The following is a 21,178-nucleotide window of genomic DNA, read 5'->3' as shown; positions in this document are numbered from 1 at the left end:
TCCGCCATATAAGTCATATATGTTCATTTAATAAATGCATGAATAGTTAGACACAATACGTCGCGTGTCTACAGAATTGTGAATCCAAATTATTTCATCAACAAATCTGTTTTTAAAACCCAATTGTTTATTTTTACACACTAATATTTTTTATATGTCAACTCAAAAACGTCTTTTTCTTCTCGATGCTTATGCATTAATTTTTCGTGGTTATTACGCCTTTATAAAAAACCCGAGAATCAACTCAAAAGGAATGGATACATCTGCAATTATGGGTTTTATGAACTCACTTTTGGATGTTATTAAAAGAGAAAAACCAGATCATTTAGCGGTTGCTTTTGACAAAGAAGGAAGTCAGGTAAGAACTGAAATGTTCGCAGAATATAAAGCCAATCGTGATGCAACTCCAGAGGCAATTAAAATTGCTATTCCATATATTCAGGAATTATTAAAAGCCATGCATATTCCGATTATTGAAATCGCAGGATGTGAAGCCGATGATTTAATTGGAACAATTGCTAAACAAGCCGAAAAACAGAATTATAAAGTTTTTATGGTAACTCCTGATAAGGATTTTGCGCAATTGGTGTCTGAAAATATATTTATGTACAAACCTGCCCGAATGGGTAACGGAATCGAAATTTGGGGAATTCCTGAGGTTTTGGCAAAATTTGAAGTAGAAAGACCAGAACAAGTAATAGATTTTCTGGGAATGATGGGCGATGCTGTAGATAATATTCCAGGATTACCAGGAGTTGGCGAAGTGACAGCTAAAAAAGTTTCTGAAAGAATTTGGCACAATGGAAAACCTTTTGGAAAACACCCATTTACTAAAAGGTAAAATGAAGGAGAATATCGAAGCTAATAAAGACAAAGGTATTTTATCTAAAAAACTGGCAACAATTATATGCGATTGTGATGTTGTTTTTAATGAAGATGACTACGAACTTTCTCGTCCGGATATTGAAAAAACGGATGCTATTTTTCAGGAATTGGAATTTAGAAGAATGGCAGAACAATTTGACAACTTGTTTAAAGTTGGCGGCGGAAATGAATTAGCGAATAGTAGTCCAGCTTCTGATGCTAAATTATACAAAAAACCACAGCCAAAAAATGAAGATCAATTTGATCTTTTTGGCGGAGGAGGCACTACTCTTGATGAAAGTGCTGAAGCGACAAGAAATTCATTTTATAATACTTTAGAAAACACAGAGCATTCTTATCAGACCGTTCAGGGTGATCTAGGAATTAAATTGCTTTTACAGAATTTACAAAAACAGACTTCTGTTTGTTTTGATACCGAAACAACAGGAATCGACGCTTTGCACGCAGAACTTGTCGGGATGTCTTTCTCTTACGAAAAAGGAAAAGCATTTTATGTTCCGTTTCCAGAAAGTCGAGAAGAAGCACAAGTTTTGGTGGACAAATTTGTTCCGTTTTTTGAAAATGAAAACATTGAAAAAATTGGACAAAATTTAAAATACGATTTAAAAATCCTTGCTAATTATGGCGTTAGCGTAAAAGGCAAACTTTTTGACACAATGATTGCGCATTATTTGATTAATCCAGATATGCGTCATAATATGGATATTTTGGCAGAAACATATTTAAAATATTCTCCAAAATCAATTGAAACTTTAATTGGAAAAAAAGGAAAAAATCAGCTTTCGATGCGTGATGTTCCTTTAGAAGATATTAAAGAATATGCCGCTGAAGATGCCGATATTACACTGCGACTAAAAGAAATCTTTACATCAGAATTAGATAAAACTGAAACTAAAAAGTTATTTGATGAAATCGAGATTCCGTTAGTAAGCGTTTTAGCCGCAATGGAAACTGAAGGAATTCGTTTGGATGTTGATTTCTTAAAACAAATGTCCACAGAAATGGATGTTGAAATCAAATCATTAGAAGAAAAAATATACGAAACTGCCGGCGAGAAATTCAACCTGGCTTCTCCAAAACAATTAGGAGATATTTTATTTGATAAACTTAAAATTGGCGGGGCAAAACAAAAGAAAACCAAAACAGGTCAATACGCAACTGGAGAAGAAGTTTTAACTTATCTGGCTAATGACAATCCGATTGTAAAACAAATTTTGGATTGGCGTCAAATGGTAAAATTACAAAGTACTTATATTTTGGCTTTACCAGAACAAGTTGACAAAAAGACTCTGCGTGTTCATACTGATTATATGCAGACTGTTGTCGCCACGGGTCGTTTGAGTTCAAATAATCCCAATTTACAGAACATTCCGATTCGTACGGAAAGAGGCCGTCAGATTCGTAAGGCTTTTGTAGCGCGTGATGAAAATCATACTTTAATCTCTGCCGATTACTCGCAGATTGAATTAAGAATTATCGTCGCTTTAAGTGGTGAAGAAAATATGATTGCAGCTTTCCAAAATGGAGAAGATATCCACAGAGCAACCGGCGCAAAAGTTTTTGATGTGGCGCTGGAAGAAGTTTCGCGCGAGCAAAGAAGTAATGCTAAAACGGTAAACTTCGGAATTATATATGGTGTTTCTGCTTTCGGGTTAAGTAATCAGACTTCATTATCCCGCGGTGAAAGTGTCGCTTTAATCGATGCGTATTACAAAACATATCCGAGATTAAAATCATATATGCAGGATCAAGTGGATTTTGCTCGTGAAAATGGTTATGTACAAACTATTTTAGGACGTCGTCGTTATTTAAAAGACATCAACTCGGCAAATGCTGTTGTTAGAAGTCTTTGCGGAAAGAAATGCTGTAAACGCACCAATTCAGGGAAGCGCTGCCGATGTGATTAAAATCGCGATGATCAACATTTACAAAAAACTGACTGAAGAAAACTGGAAATCTAAAATGCTTGCTTCAGGTTCATGATGAGCTTGTATTTGATGTGCACAACGACGAATTGGAAAAAATCCAGCCGATGATTAAACACGAAATGGAAAATGCTTTTAAAATGGCAGTTCCGTTGGATGTTGAACTTGGTTTGGGTAAAGACTGGTTAGAAGCACATTAATAGAATTTTAGATTAAATATAAAAAACCGCATTTCAAATGAAATTGCGGTTTTTTTTGTGGTTATATTTTAATTTAGGAAAAAAGCTACTTTTTTTATTTTGTAAGATTTTATTTAATATATTTATCTTTCTATAACGAAATAATAATGGCAAAAAAACATTTACTAGTACAAGGTGCAACCTTAAAATGCATCTTTAGCGTTGAACCTAAAATTGACATTTTAAGAGTAAAATCTCATAATAAGCATTTTGCAAACGATAAAGACGCTAAAAGAAAATTAATCGGAACCACAAAAGAGGTAGGACAAACCTTAGAAAAAAACACCTTTGGAAAATGCAAAAAACAACCATCTGGACATGATTATTTACCATGTAAAGCCGTAATTAGTGAATGGAGTAGGTTTTACGAAAAAGTCACTCTAAGTAATCAAGGTAAAATTTTGTTAGAAGACAGTAAAGGTATGTGTCCAATAGGAGGAAAAGATTGCATCGAAGTTGTTAATCACGGACAACAGGTTGAAATTTCTACATCCAATGTGATGAGTGCAAGAACAATGCTTCTTAATCAGATAAATCCTTTAGTAGATATGGGAGCTTTTCAAAACAATTTAGTTGGCAAACCCGAAGTAGAAAAATAAATAGATTATGAGTTTACATATTATAGGGAATCCAAAACCAGTACTTGGAAAAAACATTTATATTTTAAGCAGTGATAAAATCAAGGAGCAACACTGGAAACTTTTAAAAAAAGGTCGGCTATTATTAGATTTAGGAAAAGATGGGGAAATTACTTTCAACCAAAAAAGTCTTGGAGAAGACTATGTTATTCAGGTAGATTACATCAATGAAAAAGGAATAAAATGCAGTGATAAATTAAGCGTAACTCCTGTAGCAGGAAAACCCGAAATACAACAGGTAGTTTGGAAAGATGAGTACTATAATGACATAAACGGCAAAACAGTAGGTTACGCTGACAATATAAGATTTTATGTATTTGCGCTTAATATACCTGCTGGAGAAATACTAAATATTACTATTTGGGAAGACGAAGGAACCGATGGCCACGCCGATAATTCTCGAAATATGGGAACTTATACCGCAAAAGTGGACAAATATGGAAAAGCCGAAGTTTACTTTAATAACCTAAAGGTTTATATGAACAGGCTTAACAAAGAAGATATTTTAGACGATTCTGTACATGAATTTTACACCCAAATAAAATACAAAAATATCCTAAATTTAATTGATGATACTACGAAGCTAAAAGTCAAAAATGATTTTCAAAAACTAATTCTACCTCCTAAACACAACAAAGTCGCGGTTGTTACTATTCCTGACAAAAAGAAAAAACCAGAAAATAAGAAAGGTGTAAAAATTACTGTAAACGTATTTTTTGATGGTACAAAAAATAATGCAAATAATACGGAAGCCAGATTATTATATCTAAAAAAACAAAAAGGCAAACCACTTACCGATAAAGAAAATGAAAAAGCTATAGCTTACAAACAGCTGAAAGAAGATGAGAGCGACTACGAAAACTTTTATTCTAATGTAGCGATTATGCATCAACTTAATTTTGTTAATAGTAGCAAAAGAGAAGTCAAAGTTTACATTGAAGGAGAAGGTACTGAAGATTTTAAAAAAGATGATAATATGGGCTACGGTTTTGGAGGCGGAGTTACAGGAATTCCTTCTAAAGTTACAAAAGCATTTAAGATAATAAAATCTGAGATTGATGAATTAAGACAAAAAGCAATAATAAAAAAGACAGAATTTGTAGAAGAGATAGATCTTAATGTTTTTGGGTTCAGCCGGAGTGCCGCAGCGAGCAAGACATTTTGTTTCCAGAAGGCGTGAGTTGCAGAATATATTTACCCATGTTGAATCTAAAAACTTCAATATCAAATTTGCAGGACTATTTGATACTGTTTCCTCTTACGAAGAAGAAGGCTGTCATGGCTCTACAGGAGCCGCATTATCTCACGATTTCGATAATGATGTAGATGAATTAAAACTAAAATTAGAAGGAAATGTTGCCAAAGTAGTGCACTTGACCGCCGCAGATGAGTATCGTAAATTTTTTTCTCTAACAAATATCAAAAGTTCTATTGAAGCCGGTATAGGTTATGAACTTCAATTACCAGGTGCACATAGTGATATTGGTGGAGGCTATGGTGAAACCGAAAATGAAGTACGTGATTTAAATCTAGAACAGGAATATGACAACATCAAAGAATCTGTACTTAAAGAAGGATGGTATTTACCCGACCAAATTGTTAGACCACAACAAAGTAATACCACTATTAGAGCAACACGCAGTGCAATACCCAACAGCTATCAATATATTCCGCTCGCAATTATGATACAATTAGCTGAAAAATATGGTTTGCAATTTGATAAATCATTAATGGAGAAAGGAGAAAAGGAAAGCTATATTATCCCTGAAGATTTAGAATATGCAAAAAAATCATTAATACAATATGCCTTAGAAAATGACGCGACAAAAAGCGAAAAAATAACGATTCGTTCAGAATATTTACACCCGATTCGCAATAAATATTTACATCGTTCTGCATATATCGCTATAGGCAAAGTCGGAAGATATAAAGATGGTAAACCTTATAGAAAACATCACGATGGCTAAAAATGTAAAATTATAAATATAATAAATCACATGAATAAATTAAATCTTTTTCAAAATAAAACATTATCCATACTACTTATTCTCATTCTTACATCTTTAAGCTATAAGTTACTTCCTGATAATTTCAAAGATGCCAAAAGTATTCAAGGGATTATTTACAATGCTACTCCTGTTTTTACTATGTTTTTTTCAGGTTTTGTATATGTATATGGGTTCAAAAAAAAACTAACAAAAATACTGTTTGCATTATTGATATTACTCACATTGTCTAATTTAATACTTCGTGCAATTGTACTTCAAATAAAATAACAACACTTAAATGAACTTTTTAAACAAAATATATATTGCCTTAGTCATTATTTTATTGGCTTTTGTGGGACTCAAATTATGGCAAGAAAAAGGAACGGAACTATTTTATTATTTTTTATCAGATAAAAAACAAAAAGAAATGCTTGTAAAAACAGAAAAATTTGAATGGCTGGCAAATGTAGGTGCAGACCTTACAGCTCCTATGGAAGTGGTACATGGCGATTTTACAGATTCTAAAGGAGAATCGCAATGGATACCAAGCGGCGAATATTTAGGCAACAATCGTTGGGAAGATGGCGACGGTATTTATGTTGTGGGCGATGAAAAAAGAAGGATACCTGAACGCATGAGCGTTACTTGGTTTTCTTATGCAGAAGATAAATTTTATACAGGAGATTTTGAACTTCCTCAAAAAAAAATATACGATCTTTTTAAAAAAGATTATGGTACTTATACAAATGATGATGGAACAGAATCTGAAAATAAGTACAGCACTTTTAAGCTAGGGATTGCTCCACAAGGTTTGGTAACCTTATGGATTAGCGACTGTGCAGTTATTGAAATAGGAACCTATCAAGCGCATGAAGATTTTAATGAAAGCTGGAACGATTTTAGTAAAAATCCAAACAGATCTGAAGTTATCAAAAATTATCAAAAAGATATGTTGCCCTTTGTTCAAGAAGAAATTAAACAAAATAAAATAAGTAATGAATATTATAAAAACAGATTAAAGCGATATCATTATACTATAGGTGTTAATAATCCTGATTTTAAAATTTATGACTATTCAATATCATTTATTAATCATGAGAATTATTATATATACAATAATGGTCTAGATTTTTTAATAGATACCGTAAATACTAAAGCTCTCGCAAAAGAAATGGTGCTATACATAAAAGATCGTTTTAATCATTACCTAGAGGTTCGCATTACTATAGGTATACTTGAAGGAAAAGTTCCTTACCAACATTTAGAACCTCTTGAAGCTCGTCAATACAACAATCAATTAATAAAACGTTTTACAACTTTTTATGAGAAGAATAAAGATGTACAACTGTATATAAAATTTGACGATAAAATTGTAAAAAGTAATATAAACAAACCTGTTTATTGTGGCAAAGTTTGTTTAAAATCCGCAACTAACGAAATAGACATACCAAATTCTTTTGTTGAAGTATTTGATGCTGAATAAATAAAAATGAAAAATCACACCTTACTTACGATAATTTCGATCAGTATACTTCTCTTAACCCATATGACTCGGTTCTTCGGAACTGCAATAGCAATAGATCAAGACTCTTATGATTGGCTGTTAAAATATTAGAGATTTTATCTTATATTGGATTATTACCTTTTTTTATAAAATTATATAAAAAACAATAAAAACAAAATATAATGAACCAAGAATTAAATGAACTGTTTGAAATTAAAAAACCTAATTTCAAAAATAATGATACAAAGATTTTTGATGTTATCATACATATTGGTGCGAGAATTTTAATTCCAGCCATCATTTTTTTCTACTTTACTTAATTGGAGAATTTGTAAATTTGGGATTAGAAGGTCTTTTCGGACTTATAATTTTATCAACTTTTATCCTATTTATAATTAATCTGGCTATAATAATTGAGGCACTTGATTTTAGCAAGCAGAAAAAGATAAATCTAAGAAATTCAAATTATTTTTTATTGCTGTTATTCTTCCCAACTTTAGTATTAGGAATATATGTATGTTTTGGAATTTTAAATTTTTAAACAAAAAACCATCCGCTAGGGATGGTTTTTTATTACTTTTTATTTTTTTCTCGTAGACTCTCGTTCTTTCAGTTTGGTTTTGATAACGATAGTTTCATATTCAGAAATTGTTCCTTCTGGTTCTTCTAATCTTTCAATTAATCTTTTTGCAAGCAGTTTCTCCAATTTCAACACCGTGCTGACTTATTGTAGTCAAACTTGGTGATAAACGTCTTGAAGCTAAAATTCCGTCTGCGAAACCTATTATTGATATATCCTCTGGAACTCTGTATCCTTTTTTCAAACTCACTCTTAAAGCAAGAACTGAATCATTTTCATCCAAAGCAAAAATTCCGTCTATTTTATGATCAAACAAACCTTCTATTTTAGCTTTCATATCTTCTTCAGAATCTGTGCGAAGAATGATTTTTTCGTTAACTGGAATATTATTGTCTTTTAAAGCTTTTAAATATCCTTCTGTTCTCAATCTTCCAACACTAATATTATCTACAGAAGAAATTAGTGCGATATTTTTACATCCTAAATCAATTAAATGCTGTGTTGAATTTAAAGCAGAATCAAAATCATCTACTATTACTTTATCACAATCTACTTCATCAGCAATACGATCAAACATTACTATAGGAGTTCCGTCATTAATAATTTCAGAAAAGTGATTGTAATCCTGCAATTTTTGAGCTTCTTGAGAAACAGACAAAATAAATCCGTCGATCGTTCCGTTGCTCAGCATTTCAAGAGTATGAACTTCTTTTTCCAGAGATTCATTAGAAATACAAGTAATTACATTATATCCTTTTTTATCGGCCACTTTCTCAATACCGCTAAAAACCTTCGCAAAGAAAGAATTCAAAATATTAGGAATAATTACTCCAATAGTTTTGGTTTTACGATTCTTTAAATTTAGACCAATAACATTCGGCTTATAATTTTTGAGTTTGGCATACTCCTTAATCTTCACCTTCGTCTGCTCACTTATTTCCGGACTGTCATTAAGTGCTTTAGACACCGTTGACACAGAAACGCCTAGTTCCTTCGCAATTTGTTTTAGAGTTGCTTTAGCTTTCATCTAATAAAAGTTTATGTAATTAATACAAATATAGTAGAATTACCGAAAATAAAACAAAAAACAACTACCAGTATTTGAAATTACGTGCTCAATTCGAAAAAAAAACAAAAAAAGAGGATTTTTCTGAAACCGCACTTACAAAAATTTCGTTAATAAACTTAATACGATGTTATTAACCTTAATAAAAACCTAGATTATGAAAAACGAAGTTAAAATTCATGAAGTTGATCCTTCACTGAATAGCAGAAGGAGCTTTCTTAAGCTCAGTGGATTAACATTAGTGACCACAGGTTTAGTTTTAGCTGGTCGCAGCCGACAATGATAACGATAACGATATGGAAGACACCTCTTTACCTGGAGTAAGAAATGGTGTTTTTGATTTAGGCTCAGGGGACTTTGGAGTTCTTACCTACGCCTACGCTTTGGAACAATTAGAAGCAGATTTTTACACTAAAGTAGTAAATGCATCAAGCTTTAATAGTGTATTTAATGATACGGAACGTCAGGTGCTGACAGACTTATATCACCATGAAGTTGTTCACAGAGATTTCTTCAAAGCCGCTTTGACCGGAGCTCTTCCAGATCCAAGTTCTCAATTACTTCCAACATTGGCGTTTAGTTACGGTTCTTTAAATTTTAACAGCCGTACTGAAGTTTTAGCAACTGCCAAAGCTCTTGAAGACACAGGAGTTGCCGCTTATAATGGAGCTGGAAAATTAATCAAAACACCGGACTACCTATTATTAGCAGGAAAAATTGTTTCTGTAGAAGCCAGACATGTCACGCAATAAGAAGTTTAATTAATCCGAATTCTAAAGATTTTGCTGGAGACGATATCGTAAATATGTCCACAGGACTAGATGACGCGAAAGACCCATCTAAAATTCTGCCGATTGTCGCGAATTTTATAACTACAAAATTTACAGCTAAATACTTACCTTAATCTTAACCAGTAAAACTTAGAAATTATGAACATTTTAAAATTTATAGAAACGTTTACTGATGACAACTTAATGAAAAGCACTGGATCGAGAAGAGACAGTTTTTCGCAATTTGGAAATATCGGTAAAACACTGGCCTTCGCCTCTATCCCTTTCGGATTATCAGCTCTTGCTAATAAAGCAATGGCACAAGATATAAAAGCAACTCCAGCAACTCCTATTGGCGCTTTGCAATTTGCTTTAACATTAGAATATTTAGAAAATGAATTTTATGCTATGGCATTAGATTCTGGCGTAATTCCAGCATCTGAAAATGGCGGACGTGATTTAAAAGTCTTCCAACAAATCGCAGATCACGAAGCAGATCATGTTAAATTCTTAATAGCAGGTCTTGGTGGTACTGCAAGTGCTAACTTTGTACCAAAACCAACATTTGACTTTACTGTTGGAGGCGCTTTTGATCCTTTTAATGATTATCCAACTTTTCTAGCTCTTGCCCAAGCATTTGAAGATACAGGGGTTAGAGCCTATAAAGGACAAGCGACTAATTTAATTACAACACCAGATTTATTAACAGCAGCCGCTCCAGATTCATTCTGTTGAAGCTCGTCATGCTTCTGAAGTAAGAAGACTGAGAGGTTTGAAAGGATGGATTTCTAATGCAGAAAGAGGCGCAGGTATGCCGGCGACAACGCAGGCAGTATATGACGGTGAAGGCGTAACAATGCAGGCTGGCTTTAATACAGCTTCAGCTTTTGCGCTGCTGCAGGTTCTGAAGCTTATGACGAACCATTAACGACACAGCAAGTAGTCGATATTGCAAATATTTTTATTGTATAATAATTTTTTCTCCTAATTATTAAACCGTCTCACCTTAAAGTAAGACGGTTTTTTTTATGCCTTGACTTAATAAAAAACTGAACCCCTGATTTTCAGCAGATAAAATATTCTTTTCAGGTATTTGGATTTAAAATAATTAATTGTACTTTTGCATCCCCTTTATTGGGGATGGAATGTTTAATTAAAATAATATTATGGACGCATTAAGCTACAAAACGGTTTCAGCTAACAAAGCCACTGTAACTAAAGAGTGGATTGTTGTTGACGCTGAAGGTCATAACTTAGGACGTCTTGCTTCTAAAGTTGCAATGATCTTAAGAGGTAAGTACAAGCCAAGTTACACACCGCACGTTGACTGTGGAGATAACGTAATTGTTATCAACTCAGAAAAAATTAACCTTACAGGTACAAAATTGAATGACAAAATTTACATGCGTCATACAGGTTACCCAGGAGGACAAAGAACTTTAACTGCTAAAGTATTGCAAGCAAAAAACCCTGCATTATTAGTAGAAAAAGCTGTAAAAGGTATGTTACCTAAAAATAAATTAGGAGCAGAACTTTTTAGAAATCTAAATGTTGTTGTAGGTGCTGAGCATACTCACGGAGCTCAAAAACCTAGAACTGTTAACCTAAATGATCTTAAGTAATGGGAGTTATTCACAAAATCGGTAGAAGAAAAAACCGCTGTTGCACGTGTATATGTTTCTGAAGGAACAGGAAAAATCACTGTAAACAAAAAAGAATTCGCAACTTACTTTCCAACTGCAACTTTACAATACAAAGTTTTACAACCATTGTCTATGACAGAAAATGTAGACAACTTTGATGTAAAAGTAAACGTTTACGGAGGTGGTTCAACTGGTCAGGCAGAAGCTGTAAGAATGGCATTAGCACGCGTAATGTGTGAAGTTAACGCTGAAAACAGAGGAATCCTTAAACCAGAAGGTTTATTAACAAGAGATCCAAGAATGGTTGAACGTAAGAAATTCGGTCAGAAGAAAGCTCGTAAGAGATTCCAATTCTCTAAACGTTAATATTACCTGTCTTGTTCAAATGGGACAAGACATTATCAATTATTTATTGAAATTAAAAAACACAGTTATTGTTGCTCTCCTATCGAGGTAGGAAATAGTTTAGCATCTAAATGGGTTGAGTCTGAAAGTCGAAAGTCTGAAAGTCATAAAGCTTAAAGCCTAAAGCATATTGCCTAAAGCTAAAGTTCAAAACACATTGCTAATCAACAGAACGTAAACTAGTACAAAAATGGCAAACAAAATAGAAGTAAAAGACTTACTAGAAGCAGGTGTTCACTTTGGACACATGACTAGAAAATGGGATCCAAACATGGCCCCTTACATTTATATGGAGCGTAATGGTATTCACATTATCAATCTATATAAAACTGCAGCCTAAAATTGAAGAAGCTAACGAAGCTTTGAAAAAAATCGGCGCATCAGGTAGAAAAAATTTTATTCGTAGCTACCAAAAAACAAGCAAAAGACATCGTTGCTGAAAAAGCAAAAGCTCGCAAACATGCCTTACATCACTGAAAGATGGCCTGGTGGAATGCTAACTAACTTTGTAACTATCAGAAAGGCAGTTAAAAAAATGTCTTCTATTGATAAAATGAAGAAAGATGGTACTTTCATGACGTTATCTAAAAAAGAGCGTTTGCAAGTTGATCGTCTACGTGCTAAATTAGAGAAAAACTTAGGTTCAATCGCTGATATGTCTAGACTACCTGCAGCATTGTTCGTAGTAGATATCAAAGCTGAACATATCGCAATAAAAGAAGCTCAAAAATTAAACATTCCAGTTTTCGCAATGGTTGATACGAATTCTGACCCAAGAGAGGTTGATTACGTTATTCCTGCAAATGATGATGCTTCTAAATCAATTGACAAAATTTTATCTTTAGTTACTGCCGCTGTAATCGACGGTCTTTCTGACAGAGGTTCTGAAAAAGAAACTGAAGTTTTCACAGAAGAAACTCCTGTCGCTGAAGTCGCTGCTCCTGCTGTAGAAGCCGCACCGGCTGTTGAAGTCGCTCGCTCCTGCAACTGAAGAATAAATCAAATTTTAAATTCCAAATTTTAGATTCTAAAATCCAAACAAAAATTAAAAACGTTATGTTGATAATTTAATAAAATTGGAATTTAGAATTTAAAAGATGGAATTTTTACTTTTAACATTAAAATTCAAAATATTATGGCAACAATTACTGCCGCAGACGTAAATAAATTAAGACAATCTACAGGTGCCGGAATGATGGACTGTAAAAAAGCTTTAGTTGAAGCTGATGGAGATTTCGATAAAGCTATACAAGTCCTTAGAGAAAAAGGACAAAAAGTTGTCGCTAACCGTTCTGACCGTGACTCATCTGAAGGAGTCGCTGTTTCTTTTATCAATGCTGACAATACTAAAGGAGCTATCATCACTTTAAACTGCGAAACAGATTTCGTAGGTAAAAATGAGGCTTTCGTAACTTTGGCTAAAGAATTAGTAGAAAGAGCTATTAATTTCTCTTCTAAAGAAGAATTTTTAGCTTCAGATTTCAACGGAATTACTGTTGCTGAAAAATTAATCGAGCAAACTGGTGTTATCGGTGAAAAAATCGAAATCGGTGGTTTTGAAATTTTAGAAGGTGCTTTCGTTGGATCTTATGTTCACGTAAACAAAATTGTCGCATTAACTGCAATTTCTGTCGCAATTCCTAACGCTGACGTTTTAACTAAAGATGTTTCTATGCAAGTTGCATCTATGGGAGCTGATACATTATCTTACAAAGATTTTGATCCTGCTTTCGTTGAATCTGAACTTGTCGCTCGTATTGCTGTAATCGAAAAAGATAATGAAGAAGCAAAACGTTTAGGAAAAACTTTAAAAAATGTTCCTAAATATATTTCTTACTCTCAATTAACTGAAGAAGTTATCAAACAAGCTGAAGAAGATGCTAAAGCTGAATTAAAAGCTGAAGGTAAACCAGAACAAATTTGGGACAAAATTATCCCAGGAAAAGTTCAACGTTTCATCTCTGATAACACAACTTTAGATCAAGAGAAAGCTTTATTAGATCAAAACTTCATCAAAGATGATAGTAAAAAAGTTAATGATTACGTTAAAGGATTCAACGTTGAAATTACAGGTTTCAAAAGAGTTACTTTAGGTTAATATATTATTTTTTCAATAAAGAAAAGCCCGAATATTTATTTATTCGGGCTTTTCTATTTTTATTAGTTTTCAACAGGAAAGTTTCTTGCACGCATTAACGCATCAGATTTTGGAGCATGTCCCCTAAAATTCTCATACATTTTTTCATTATCTATCGTATTTCCAACACTCAAAACAGTTTCTAAAAGACGCTTTGATACAACTTTGTCAAAAGGCCCACTTCCTTCTAAAAATGCTTCGTATGCATCTGCATTTATAACATCGGCCCATAAATAACTATAATATCCTGCCGCATATCCATCACTGGAAAAAATATGGGCAAATTGTGGAATTCTGTGTCGCATTACAATTTCAGACGGCATATTGATTTCCTCTAAAACTTGTTTTTCAAATTGATGCGGATCAACCACTTCTGTAGTTAAATGTAATTTCATATCAACGAAAGAACTTGAAATCGTTTCTACAGTTGCAAATCCTTCATTAAAATTAGTCGCATTTCCAATTCTTTCCACCAAAGATTGTGACAAAGGTTCGTTTGTTTTATAATGAAGCGCAAACTTATTCAATACTTCCGGAGTTGCCAGCCAATGTTCTAATAGTCGCGAAGGAAACTCCACATAATCTCTTGCCACAGAAGTTCCAGACAAACTCGGGTAAGTTACATTAGAACATAAACCATGAAGGGCGTGACCAAATTCATGAAATAAGGTACTCGCATCATCCCATGAAATTAGAACGGGTTCATCAGCATTTCCTTTTATAAAATTGCAATTGTTCGACACAATAGGAAGCACTTTACCGTTTATCTTCTGCTGATCCCTATGCGAATTCATCCAAGCGCCCGAACGCTTTCCTACACGCGCGTAAGGATCAAAATACCAAAGCCCAATTGGTTCGCCAGTATTTTTATTATTCACTTCCCAAACACGAACATCTGAATGATAAACCGGGACATCAAATAATTGCTTAAAACCTAAATCAAACAATTCACCTGCTGTCCAAAACATTCCCTCACGCAAATTTTCCAATTGCAGATATTGCTTTATTTCATTCTGATCTAAATCATATTTTGCTTTTCGGACTTTTTCAGCATAATAACGATAATCCCAAGGTTGAATTTTAAAATTTCCTCCCTCTTGTTCTGCCATTTCCTGCATGTTCGAAACATCATTTTTTACTTTTTCGACCGCTGGTTTCCAAACTGATTCCATCAAATCTAAAGTCTTTTGCGGATCTTTTGCCATTTTATTAGACAAACTCCATTCTGCAAAATTATTAAACCCTAATATTTTTGCTTTTTCTGCTCTTAGTTTTAAAATGGAAACCAAGGTCTCATTTGTGTCATTTTTATCTCCGTTATCACCTCGCTTAACGAAAATATCAAATGCCTTTTCTCTTAAACTTCTTTGGCTTGAAAAAGTCAAAAAAGGCTCAATAGACGATCTTGTATTTCCAATACATCCTAAAACATGCAACTTTCTCTCCTCCGCTTCGGCAATTGTCGCATTTTTAAATGCTTCAGGTAAACCTTCAAAATCAGCTTCCGTTTTTAACTCTATATATTGATCATTTTCTTCTGCTAATAACTTCTGACTAAATAAAGTGAAAAGTGCTTGCAAGTTCTTGGTTAATCTGCGCTACTTTAACCTTGTCCTCTTTTTTTAGCTCTGCGCCTTCTCTCACAAAATCAGAATAATAAAGCCAAAGCAAACGCTGTTGTTCGTCTGTTAACTTCTTACTTTCGTCAGATTTATATAAAGACTCAATTCGTAAAAACAGCTTTTCATTTTGATACAGTTTATCATTTATTTCTGCCAACTTTGGAGACATTTCTGTGTCAACTACATTAAATTCTGGAGTACTTAAATTTGATCTGTAAATTCCGTAAACCGCATGAATTCGATCTAATTTTTCACCAGAAAGTTCTAAAGCTTTAATTGTATTTTCAAATGTTGGCTTTTCAGCATTATCTGCAATGGCATCTAATTCTTCTAATTTTTCCTGAATAGCAAATTCTATTGCCGGCTTAAAATCTGAAATTTTATATTCTGTAAAATCTGGAACTCCTCCATAAGGCCCTGACCACTCTTTTAGTAGTGGATTATCTATTTGTGCTTTCATCATAAATTACATTAATTAATTCTAAGTAGAATCTCCTCATTCAGAGAAAATAATAACTGAAACTCAAAATTAACCAATCGAAAGCATAATTCATATTCGGCTGGATTATAAATTAATCAGCTTATAGGATTTAAAAGAAATAGTTTATTTTTGAAACATCAATATCCAAAATAACATGTTTAAAACCAGAAAAGAAATTGTCTTTGTAATCCTAGCAGGAATATTTATCACAAATGCCGTTGTTGCCGAACTTATTGGAGGAAAACTAATCCAGATTGGTCCTTTTGTAATGAGTATAGGAATTTTACCTTGGCCCATTGTATTTTTAACTACAGATTTAATTAATGAATATTTTGGTGAAAAAGGCGTAAAAAAACTTTCTTTTATCACTGCATGCCTTATTGCGTATGCATTTATAATATTATTTATGGCAATTGTGATTCCGGCGACCAAAGGAATAAGCCCTGTAAATGATGAACAATTTCAAGCTGTATTTGGACAGAGTATGTGGATTATTGTTGGAAGCCTCATCGCTTTTATGGCGTCGCAACTTATTGATGTTTGGATATTTTGGTTTTTTAAAAATAGAACTGGTGAAAAGAAAATATGGTTGAGAGCTACTGGTTCAACCGTAATTTCACAATTATTTGATTCCTTTATTGTTTTAGGAATTGCTTTTTGGCTTCCTGGAAAAATTGACTTTGATACCTTTATCTCATCTGGCCTAATTGGATATACTTTTAAGTTAGCAATTGCTATAATACTAACTCCTGCAATTTATTTAGGTCACCACTTAATTAAAAAGTATTTGGCCGAAGAAAAATGACTTCGTTTTAGTACTTTTTTTACTACATAAAAACAATGTTGTCAAGTAAAAATCTTACTTATTTTTTGGAAGAAAAATAGCGCATAAACAACAAGATTGATTTTCAGTATTTTATAAAATAAAGTTAAAAACAAACGAAAAAACTTATAAAAAAGGCTTTATTTGTTAAAAAAGATTCTATTTTTGCCAAAACATTTAACAAATAAAATCTACCAAAAATGAAAAAATTAAGTATTCTTTTCGTGTCAGTTTTGACATTAGGATTAGCAGTAACATCTTGTAGCGACTGACAGCGATGACAAAGGAAACATTGAAGGAAAATGGGAAATCACTCACATGGGAGTAGTTCTTGGAAATGAAGAAGTTTTACAGCCGTACACAAACGACGGTGGTTGTGCTAACGATATCGTAGAATTTAAAGCAGATAACAAATTCGTAGATACCTATGCAGAATATACAAATAGTAAATGTAATACTTATACTCAAGAAGGAACATTTACTAAAGACGGAAACACTTTGACTAAAAAATACATTGGTGAATCTGAAAAATATGAAATCACTGAATTATCTGGAAGTAAGTTAAAATTAAAAATGACTTACTCTGAAGGAGGAATGTCAGTTTCAGCAGTTGTAGTTTACAAAAAAATCTAGTCTTAGAAACTAATAAATTCTGAAAAACCTCAAATCTTAATTGATTTGAGGTTTTTTTATACATTTGAAACAAAAAAAATATTTATATGAGAACACTTCTCTCAAAAATTAAGAGTAATTTAATGTCATGAAAAAAACGGGTATTATAATATTACTTTCATTAACTTATTTCTTTATAGGCTGTGGCAACGATGCAAAAAAACAGTCTCAAAAGGAAATGATTACCTCTGTAAATAAATTAAAACCCGTTGCAGAAAAAAATTTAAAAAAAGCGCTTTAGAAAAATCAGCAATAAAAGATTTGACAAAGAGACAGAACCGTAATGTAAATGATGATTTTGCATTTAAAAAAGATACGCTTAGCAAACCAGAAATACAGAATCTGAAAAGTGTCGCAGAAAATGAAAAGAGCGATAATTTAATGACTTTCGTTAATTTGAAAAAAATACTCTATAATAGTGAAATAGGTGAAACCTTTACTCAAAAAGAACTAACACAAAATTTTCAAATCCCTAAGGAAGCTGTCAAAATAGTTAAAAGCATTACAAAAATTGCAGAAGACGAAATAGCCGTAAAATGGAAATCTACCTGGCTTTTAGAAAAAGTTTCTGATGCAAAATTCAAAGATGGCAAGCATGAAAATTGCTTTCCGATCCAATAAATTGTATACTTCAGGTACGGCGATTGGAATAAAATACGAGAAAAAAATCTATAACAACTTAGTCATAATTGGCAAATCAGCCTATATTCCGACTGTAAAAGGATACAGCTGGCAAATTGGGAAGTAATGGAAAATGAAAACTTAATACGATGCGGCTGGTGTACGGCAAGCGATTTATATAAAAAATATCATGATGAAGAATGGGGAGTTCCTGTTTATGACGATCCAACTTTATTTGAATTTTTAATTTTAGAAACTTTTCAGGCTGGTTTAAGCTGGATTACAATTTTAAACAAAAGAGAAAATTTTAAAACAGCATTTGACAATTTCGACTATAAAAAAATTGCGAACTATTCTGAAGATAAAATAGATGAATTACTTCAAAACACTGGAATCATCCGCAATAAATTAAAGATTAAATCGGCAGTTTCAAACGCTCAGGCTTTTATGAAAGTTCAGGAAGAATTTGGCAGTTTTTCAGATTATATTTGGAAATTCACGAATGGAAAACCTATAATCAATCATCCCAAAACGTCAAAAGATGTTCCAGCCACTACTCCACTTTCTGACGAAATTAGTAAAGATTTAAAAAAAAGAGGTTTTAAATTTGTCGGCTCAACGGTGATTTACGCACATATGCAGGCAACTGGAATGGTCAATGATCACGCGGAAAATTGTTGGACGAGAACTCAGTAACTAGTCGCAGTTTTCAGTTACAGTTTTCAGTTTTTTTTAGCTGAAACTTTAAACCTCAAACTTTTAAACAAAAAAACATTATATTTGCTTCACACTTTAGGGGTGTCTACAACTTTGTAGGCTGAGATTTTACCCTCTGAACCTGATCTAGTTCATACTAGCGTAGGGAAAAGTAAGATGACTTCTGCGCGCATTTTTATGCGTAATTGTAGCCATTCCTAAGGTTTAGAATACACTGCTGTGTATCTCTACAAAAACTAAACTCAAAAGGAATGGAACTAAAAATCAACCAACAAATTAAAAATTTCAATGCTGAATCGCTAAGCGTTCAATCATTGCTCGATCTCGAAATTCCAAACAAACAAAACGGAATCGCTGTTGCTGTTAACAATACCGTTGTTCCAAAAACCAAATGGAACGAATTCCTCATACAAGAAACTGACGAAATTTTGATTATTTCTGCTACGCAGGGAGGTTAATTGAAAAATCCAATTTTTTAAATTCCAATTTTCAACTATACACATAATGTAGAAGCACTGCAGTGTGTCTCTACGGATAATCAAAATCGACCATCAACAACAACGTGAAACTTGAAACGTGAAACAAAAAACAACAAACTATAAACTTATTTCTATGACTACAGAAGAACAAATTTCCAGAACCCCATTTCCTAATTCTCATAAAGTATATATTGATGGGGAAATTCATCCTATAAAAGTGGCGATGCGAGAGATTCATCTTAGCGATACTAAACTTTCAAACGGCGGCATTGAGAAAAATCCTCCTGTAACCGTTTATGATACTTCTGGGCCTTATACTGATCCAAATATTGCAATTGATATTAGAAAAGGATTACCACGCTTACGCGAAAGCTGGATTCTAGACAGAAATGATGTTGAAATTTTAAACGAAATAACTTCAGATTATGGTCAAAGCCGACTGAAAGATGAAAGTTTAAATCATCTTCGTTTTGAATATTTGCATCAGCCGAAAAGAGCCAAAAAAGGCGCAAACGTAACACAGTTGTATTACGCTAAACAAGGAATTATAACGCCTGAAATGGAATATATCGCGATTCGCGAAAACCAGCGAATTGAACTTTTAAATGAACAGACTAAAGTGATGCAATGCCAGCACGGAGGACACAGCTTTGGAGCCAATACGCCTAAAAGCAAAATCACTCCAGAATTTGTTCGTTCTGAAGTAGCCTGTGGAAGAGCTATTATTCCAAACAATATCAATCACCCAGAAAGCGAACCAATGATTGTGGGTCGTAATTTTTTGGTAAAAATAAATGCCAATATTGGAAACAGCGCCGTGACTTCAACTATTGAAGAAGAGGTTGAAAAAGCCGTTTGGGCTTGCCGCTGGGGAGCTGACACGATTATGGATTTATCAACAGGAAAAAACATTCACGAAACCAGAGAATGGATTATTCGTAATTCGCCCGTTCCAATTGGGACTGTGCCTATTTATCAGGCATTAGAAAAAGTAAAAGGAATTGCTGAAGATTTAACTTGGGAAATTTTTCGCGATACTTTGATTGAACAAGCAGAACAAGGTGTTTCTTATTTTACCATTCATGCCGGAGTTTTACTTCGTTACATTCATTTAACGGCAAATCGTGTTACTGGAATTGTTTCCCGAGGCGGATCAATCATGGCAAAATGGTGTTTATTCCATCATAAAGAAAATTTCTTGTATACTCATTTTGAAGAAATCTGCGAAATCATGAAACAATATGATGTTGCTTTTTCTTTAGGAGATGGGTTACGCCCAGGTTCTATTGCCGATGCCAATGACGCCGCACAATTTGCCGAATTAGAAACTTTAGGTGAACTAACCAAAATCGCTTGGAAACACGATGTGCAAGTTTTTATTGAAGGTCCAGGACACGTCCCAATGCACATGATTAAGGAAAACATGGACAAACAATTAGAGCATTGCCACGAAGCTCCATTTTATACATTGGGGCCTTTAACTACAGATATTGCACCAGGTTACGATCATATTACATCGGCAATTGGCGCCGCGATGATTGGCTGGTATGGCTGTGCGATGTTGTGTTACGTTACACCAAAAGAACATTTAGGCTTACCGAATAAAAAAGATGTGAAAGATGGTGTGATCACGTACAAAATTTCAGCTCATGTCGCTGATTTGGCCAAAGGTCATCCGGGAGCACAATATCGTGATAATGCATTGAGCAAAGCCCGTTTTGAATTTCGTTGGGAAGATCAATTTAATTTGGCTTTGGATCCTGATACTGCCAGAGAATTTCACGATGAAACACTTCCTGCCGATGGTGCAAAAGTAGCTCATTTCTGCTCGATGTGTGGCCCAAAATTCTGCTCTATGAAAATATCGCAGGAAATTAGAGATGTCGCCGCCATGGAAAAAGGAATGCAGGAGAAATCAGAAGAATTTATCGAACAAGGGAAAGAGATTTATATTTAGTGTTTTAAGAAAATAAGAGGAAAGAA

The 21,178-nt window shown here is 33.5% G+C and carries 15 protein-coding genes, 6 pseudogenes and 1 riboswitch; of the genes and pseudogenes, 18 read left to right on the top strand and 3 right to left on the bottom strand.

Annotation, left to right across the window (positions count from 1 at the left end):
- Nucleotides 1-154 precede the first annotated feature (154 nt).
- From polA to ACZZ95_RS08915, 5 genes and pseudogenes are all read left to right on the top strand, one after another.
- Nucleotides 155-3,010 (top strand): annotated as a pseudogene (gene polA, locus ACZZ95_RS08935) (DNA polymerase I).
- Nucleotides 3,011-3,156: 146 nt separating this feature from the next.
- Nucleotides 3,157-3,648 (top strand): DUF4280 domain-containing protein, encoded by a 492-nt coding sequence (locus ACZZ95_RS08930; protein WP_463468776.1) that lies wholly within the window; start codon nt 3,157-3,159, stop codon nt 3,646-3,648.
- A gap of 7 nt (nt 3,649-3,655) precedes the next feature.
- Nucleotides 3,656-4,867, top strand: coding sequence for a hypothetical protein (locus ACZZ95_RS08925; RefSeq protein WP_463468775.1), 1,212 nt, complete (start codon nt 3,656-3,658; stop codon nt 4,865-4,867).
- A 1-nt stretch (nt 4,868) separates the two neighbouring features.
- Nucleotides 4,869-5,654, top strand: coding sequence for a phospholipase effector Tle1 domain-containing protein (locus ACZZ95_RS08920; protein WP_463468774.1), 786 nt, complete (start codon nt 4,869-4,871; stop codon nt 5,652-5,654).
- Nucleotides 5,655-5,973: 319 nt separating this feature from the next.
- Nucleotides 5,974-7,158 carry a DUF2931 family protein gene (locus ACZZ95_RS08915; RefSeq protein ID WP_463468773.1) on the top strand — a complete coding sequence of 395 codons (1,185 nt, stop codon included), beginning with the start codon at nt 5,974-5,976 and terminating at the stop codon, nt 7,156-7,158.
- A gap of 601 nt (nt 7,159-7,759) precedes the next feature.
- On the opposite strand, the pseudogene ACZZ95_RS08910 reads toward ACZZ95_RS08915, so the two are convergent.
- A pseudogene (locus ACZZ95_RS08910) lies at nt 7,760-8,786 on the bottom strand (LacI family DNA-binding transcriptional regulator).
- Between the two features lie 196 nt (nt 8,787-8,982).
- Between ACZZ95_RS08910 and ACZZ95_RS08905 the strand changes: the two are divergent.
- From ACZZ95_RS08905 to tsf, 6 genes and pseudogenes are all read left to right on the top strand, one after another.
- Nucleotides 8,983-9,729, top strand: a pseudogene (locus tag ACZZ95_RS08905) (ferritin-like domain-containing protein).
- 25 nt (nt 9,730-9,754) lie between these two features.
- Nucleotides 9,755-10,567, top strand: a pseudogene (locus ACZZ95_RS08900) (ferritin-like domain-containing protein).
- A gap of 194 nt (nt 10,568-10,761) precedes the next feature.
- The gene (gene rplM, locus ACZZ95_RS08895) at nt 10,762-11,217 is read left to right on the top strand and encodes a 50S ribosomal protein L13 (RefSeq protein ID WP_463468772.1); all 456 of its coding nucleotides are present in this window, start codon (nt 10,762-10,764) and stop codon (nt 11,215-11,217) included.
- Nucleotides 11,217-11,604 (top strand): annotated as a pseudogene (rpsI, locus tag ACZZ95_RS08890) (30S ribosomal protein S9). The gene rplM and the pseudogene rpsI overlap by 1 nt, the downstream one beginning before the upstream one ends.
- 229 nt (nt 11,605-11,833) lie before the next feature.
- A pseudogene (gene rpsB / locus ACZZ95_RS08885) lies at nt 11,834-12,634 on the top strand (30S ribosomal protein S2).
- Nucleotides 12,635-12,778: 144 nt separating this feature from the next.
- Complete coding sequence (gene tsf, locus ACZZ95_RS08880; RefSeq protein ID WP_463468771.1) at nt 12,779-13,741, top strand: translation elongation factor Ts; 963 nt, start codon at nt 12,779-12,781, stop codon at nt 13,739-13,741.
- Between the two features lie 62 nt (nt 13,742-13,803).
- On the opposite strand, the gene ACZZ95_RS08875 is transcribed toward tsf, so the two are convergent.
- Nucleotides 13,804-15,360, bottom strand: a complete 1,557-nt coding sequence (locus ACZZ95_RS08875) for a M3 family metallopeptidase (RefSeq protein ID WP_463468770.1) — start codon at nt 15,358-15,360, stop codon at nt 13,804-13,806.
- Nucleotides 15,335-15,865 carry a hypothetical protein gene (locus ACZZ95_RS08870; protein WP_463468769.1) on the bottom strand — a complete coding sequence of 177 codons (531 nt, stop codon included), beginning with the start codon at nt 15,863-15,865 and terminating at the stop codon, nt 15,335-15,337. Before ACZZ95_RS08870 ends, ACZZ95_RS08875 begins: the two co-directional genes overlap by 26 nt.
- Nucleotides 15,866-16,037: 172 nt before the next feature.
- On the opposite strand from ACZZ95_RS08870, the gene ACZZ95_RS08865 reads away from it, so the two are divergent.
- From ACZZ95_RS08865 to thiC, 7 genes are all read left to right on the top strand, one after another.
- Nucleotides 16,038-16,688: a queuosine precursor transporter gene (locus ACZZ95_RS08865; protein WP_463468768.1), complete on the top strand. Its 651-nt coding sequence runs from the start codon at nt 16,038-16,040 to the stop codon at nt 16,686-16,688.
- 309 nt (nt 16,689-16,997) lie between these two features.
- On the top strand, nt 16,998-17,339 hold the full coding sequence (locus tag ACZZ95_RS08860) for a lipocalin-like domain-containing protein (protein WP_463471646.1): 342 nt from the start codon (nt 16,998-17,000) through the stop codon (nt 17,337-17,339).
- Between the two features lie 127 nt (nt 17,340-17,466).
- Complete coding sequence (locus tag ACZZ95_RS08855) at nt 17,467-17,619, top strand: hypothetical protein (protein ID WP_463468767.1); 153 nt, start codon at nt 17,467-17,469, stop codon at nt 17,617-17,619.
- Between the two features lie 20 nt (nt 17,620-17,639).
- On the top strand, nt 17,640-17,999 hold the full coding sequence (locus tag ACZZ95_RS08850) for a hypothetical protein (protein ID WP_463468766.1): 360 nt from the start codon (nt 17,640-17,642) through the stop codon (nt 17,997-17,999).
- A gap of 126 nt (nt 18,000-18,125) precedes the next feature.
- Complete coding sequence (locus ACZZ95_RS08845; RefSeq protein ID WP_463468765.1) at nt 18,126-18,695, top strand: DNA-3-methyladenine glycosylase I; 570 nt, start codon at nt 18,126-18,128, stop codon at nt 18,693-18,695.
- Nucleotides 18,696-18,783: 88 nt separating this feature from the next.
- Nucleotides 18,784-18,881: riboswitch (TPP riboswitch) on the top strand.
- Between the two features lie 86 nt (nt 18,882-18,967).
- Nucleotides 18,968-19,174 carry a sulfur carrier protein ThiS gene (gene thiS / locus ACZZ95_RS08840; RefSeq protein ID WP_463468764.1) on the top strand — a complete coding sequence of 69 codons (207 nt, stop codon included), beginning with the start codon at nt 18,968-18,970 and terminating at the stop codon, nt 19,172-19,174.
- 154 nt (nt 19,175-19,328) lie between these two features.
- A complete protein-coding gene (gene thiC, locus ACZZ95_RS08835; RefSeq protein WP_463468763.1) occupies nt 19,329-21,152 on the top strand; it encodes a phosphomethylpyrimidine synthase ThiC in 1,824 nt (607 codons plus the stop codon).
- The last annotated feature ends 26 nt before the right edge of the window (nt 21,153-21,178 follow it).

The organism is Flavobacterium sp. AC267, assembly GCF_979258715.1.
Note: the sequence above shows the minus strand (reverse complement) of the source record. Positions and strands in the feature narration are given on the sequence as shown.

Coding starts and splice junctions, on each gene's coding strand:
- rplM (WP_463468772.1), top strand. CDS start 10,762: ATGGACGCATTAAGCTACAAAACGGTTTCAGCTAACAAAGCCACTGTA.
- thiS (WP_463468764.1), top strand. CDS start 18,968: ATGGAACTAAAAATCAACCAACAAATTAAAAATTTCAATGCTGAATCG.
- ACZZ95_RS08845 (WP_463468765.1), top strand. CDS start 18,126: ATGGAAAATGAAAACTTAATACGATGCGGCTGGTGTACGGCAAGCGAT.
- ACZZ95_RS08915 (WP_463468773.1), top strand. CDS start 5,974: ATGAACTTTTTAAACAAAATATATATTGCCTTAGTCATTATTTTATTG.
- ACZZ95_RS08855 (WP_463468767.1), top strand. CDS start 17,467: ATGAAAAAAACGGGTATTATAATATTACTTTCATTAACTTATTTCTTT.
- ACZZ95_RS08925 (WP_463468775.1), top strand. CDS start 3,656: ATGAGTTTACATATTATAGGGAATCCAAAACCAGTACTTGGAAAAAAC.
- thiC (WP_463468763.1), top strand. CDS start 19,329: ATGACTACAGAAGAACAAATTTCCAGAACCCCATTTCCTAATTCTCAT.
- ACZZ95_RS08870 (WP_463468769.1), bottom strand. CDS start 15,865: ATGATGAAAGCACAAATAGATAATCCACTACTAAAAGAGTGGTCAGGG.
- ACZZ95_RS08930 (WP_463468776.1), top strand. CDS start 3,157: ATGGCAAAAAAACATTTACTAGTACAAGGTGCAACCTTAAAATGCATC.
- ACZZ95_RS08865 (WP_463468768.1), top strand. CDS start 16,038: ATGTTTAAAACCAGAAAAGAAATTGTCTTTGTAATCCTAGCAGGAATA.
- tsf (WP_463468771.1), top strand. CDS start 12,779: ATGGCAACAATTACTGCCGCAGACGTAAATAAATTAAGACAATCTACA.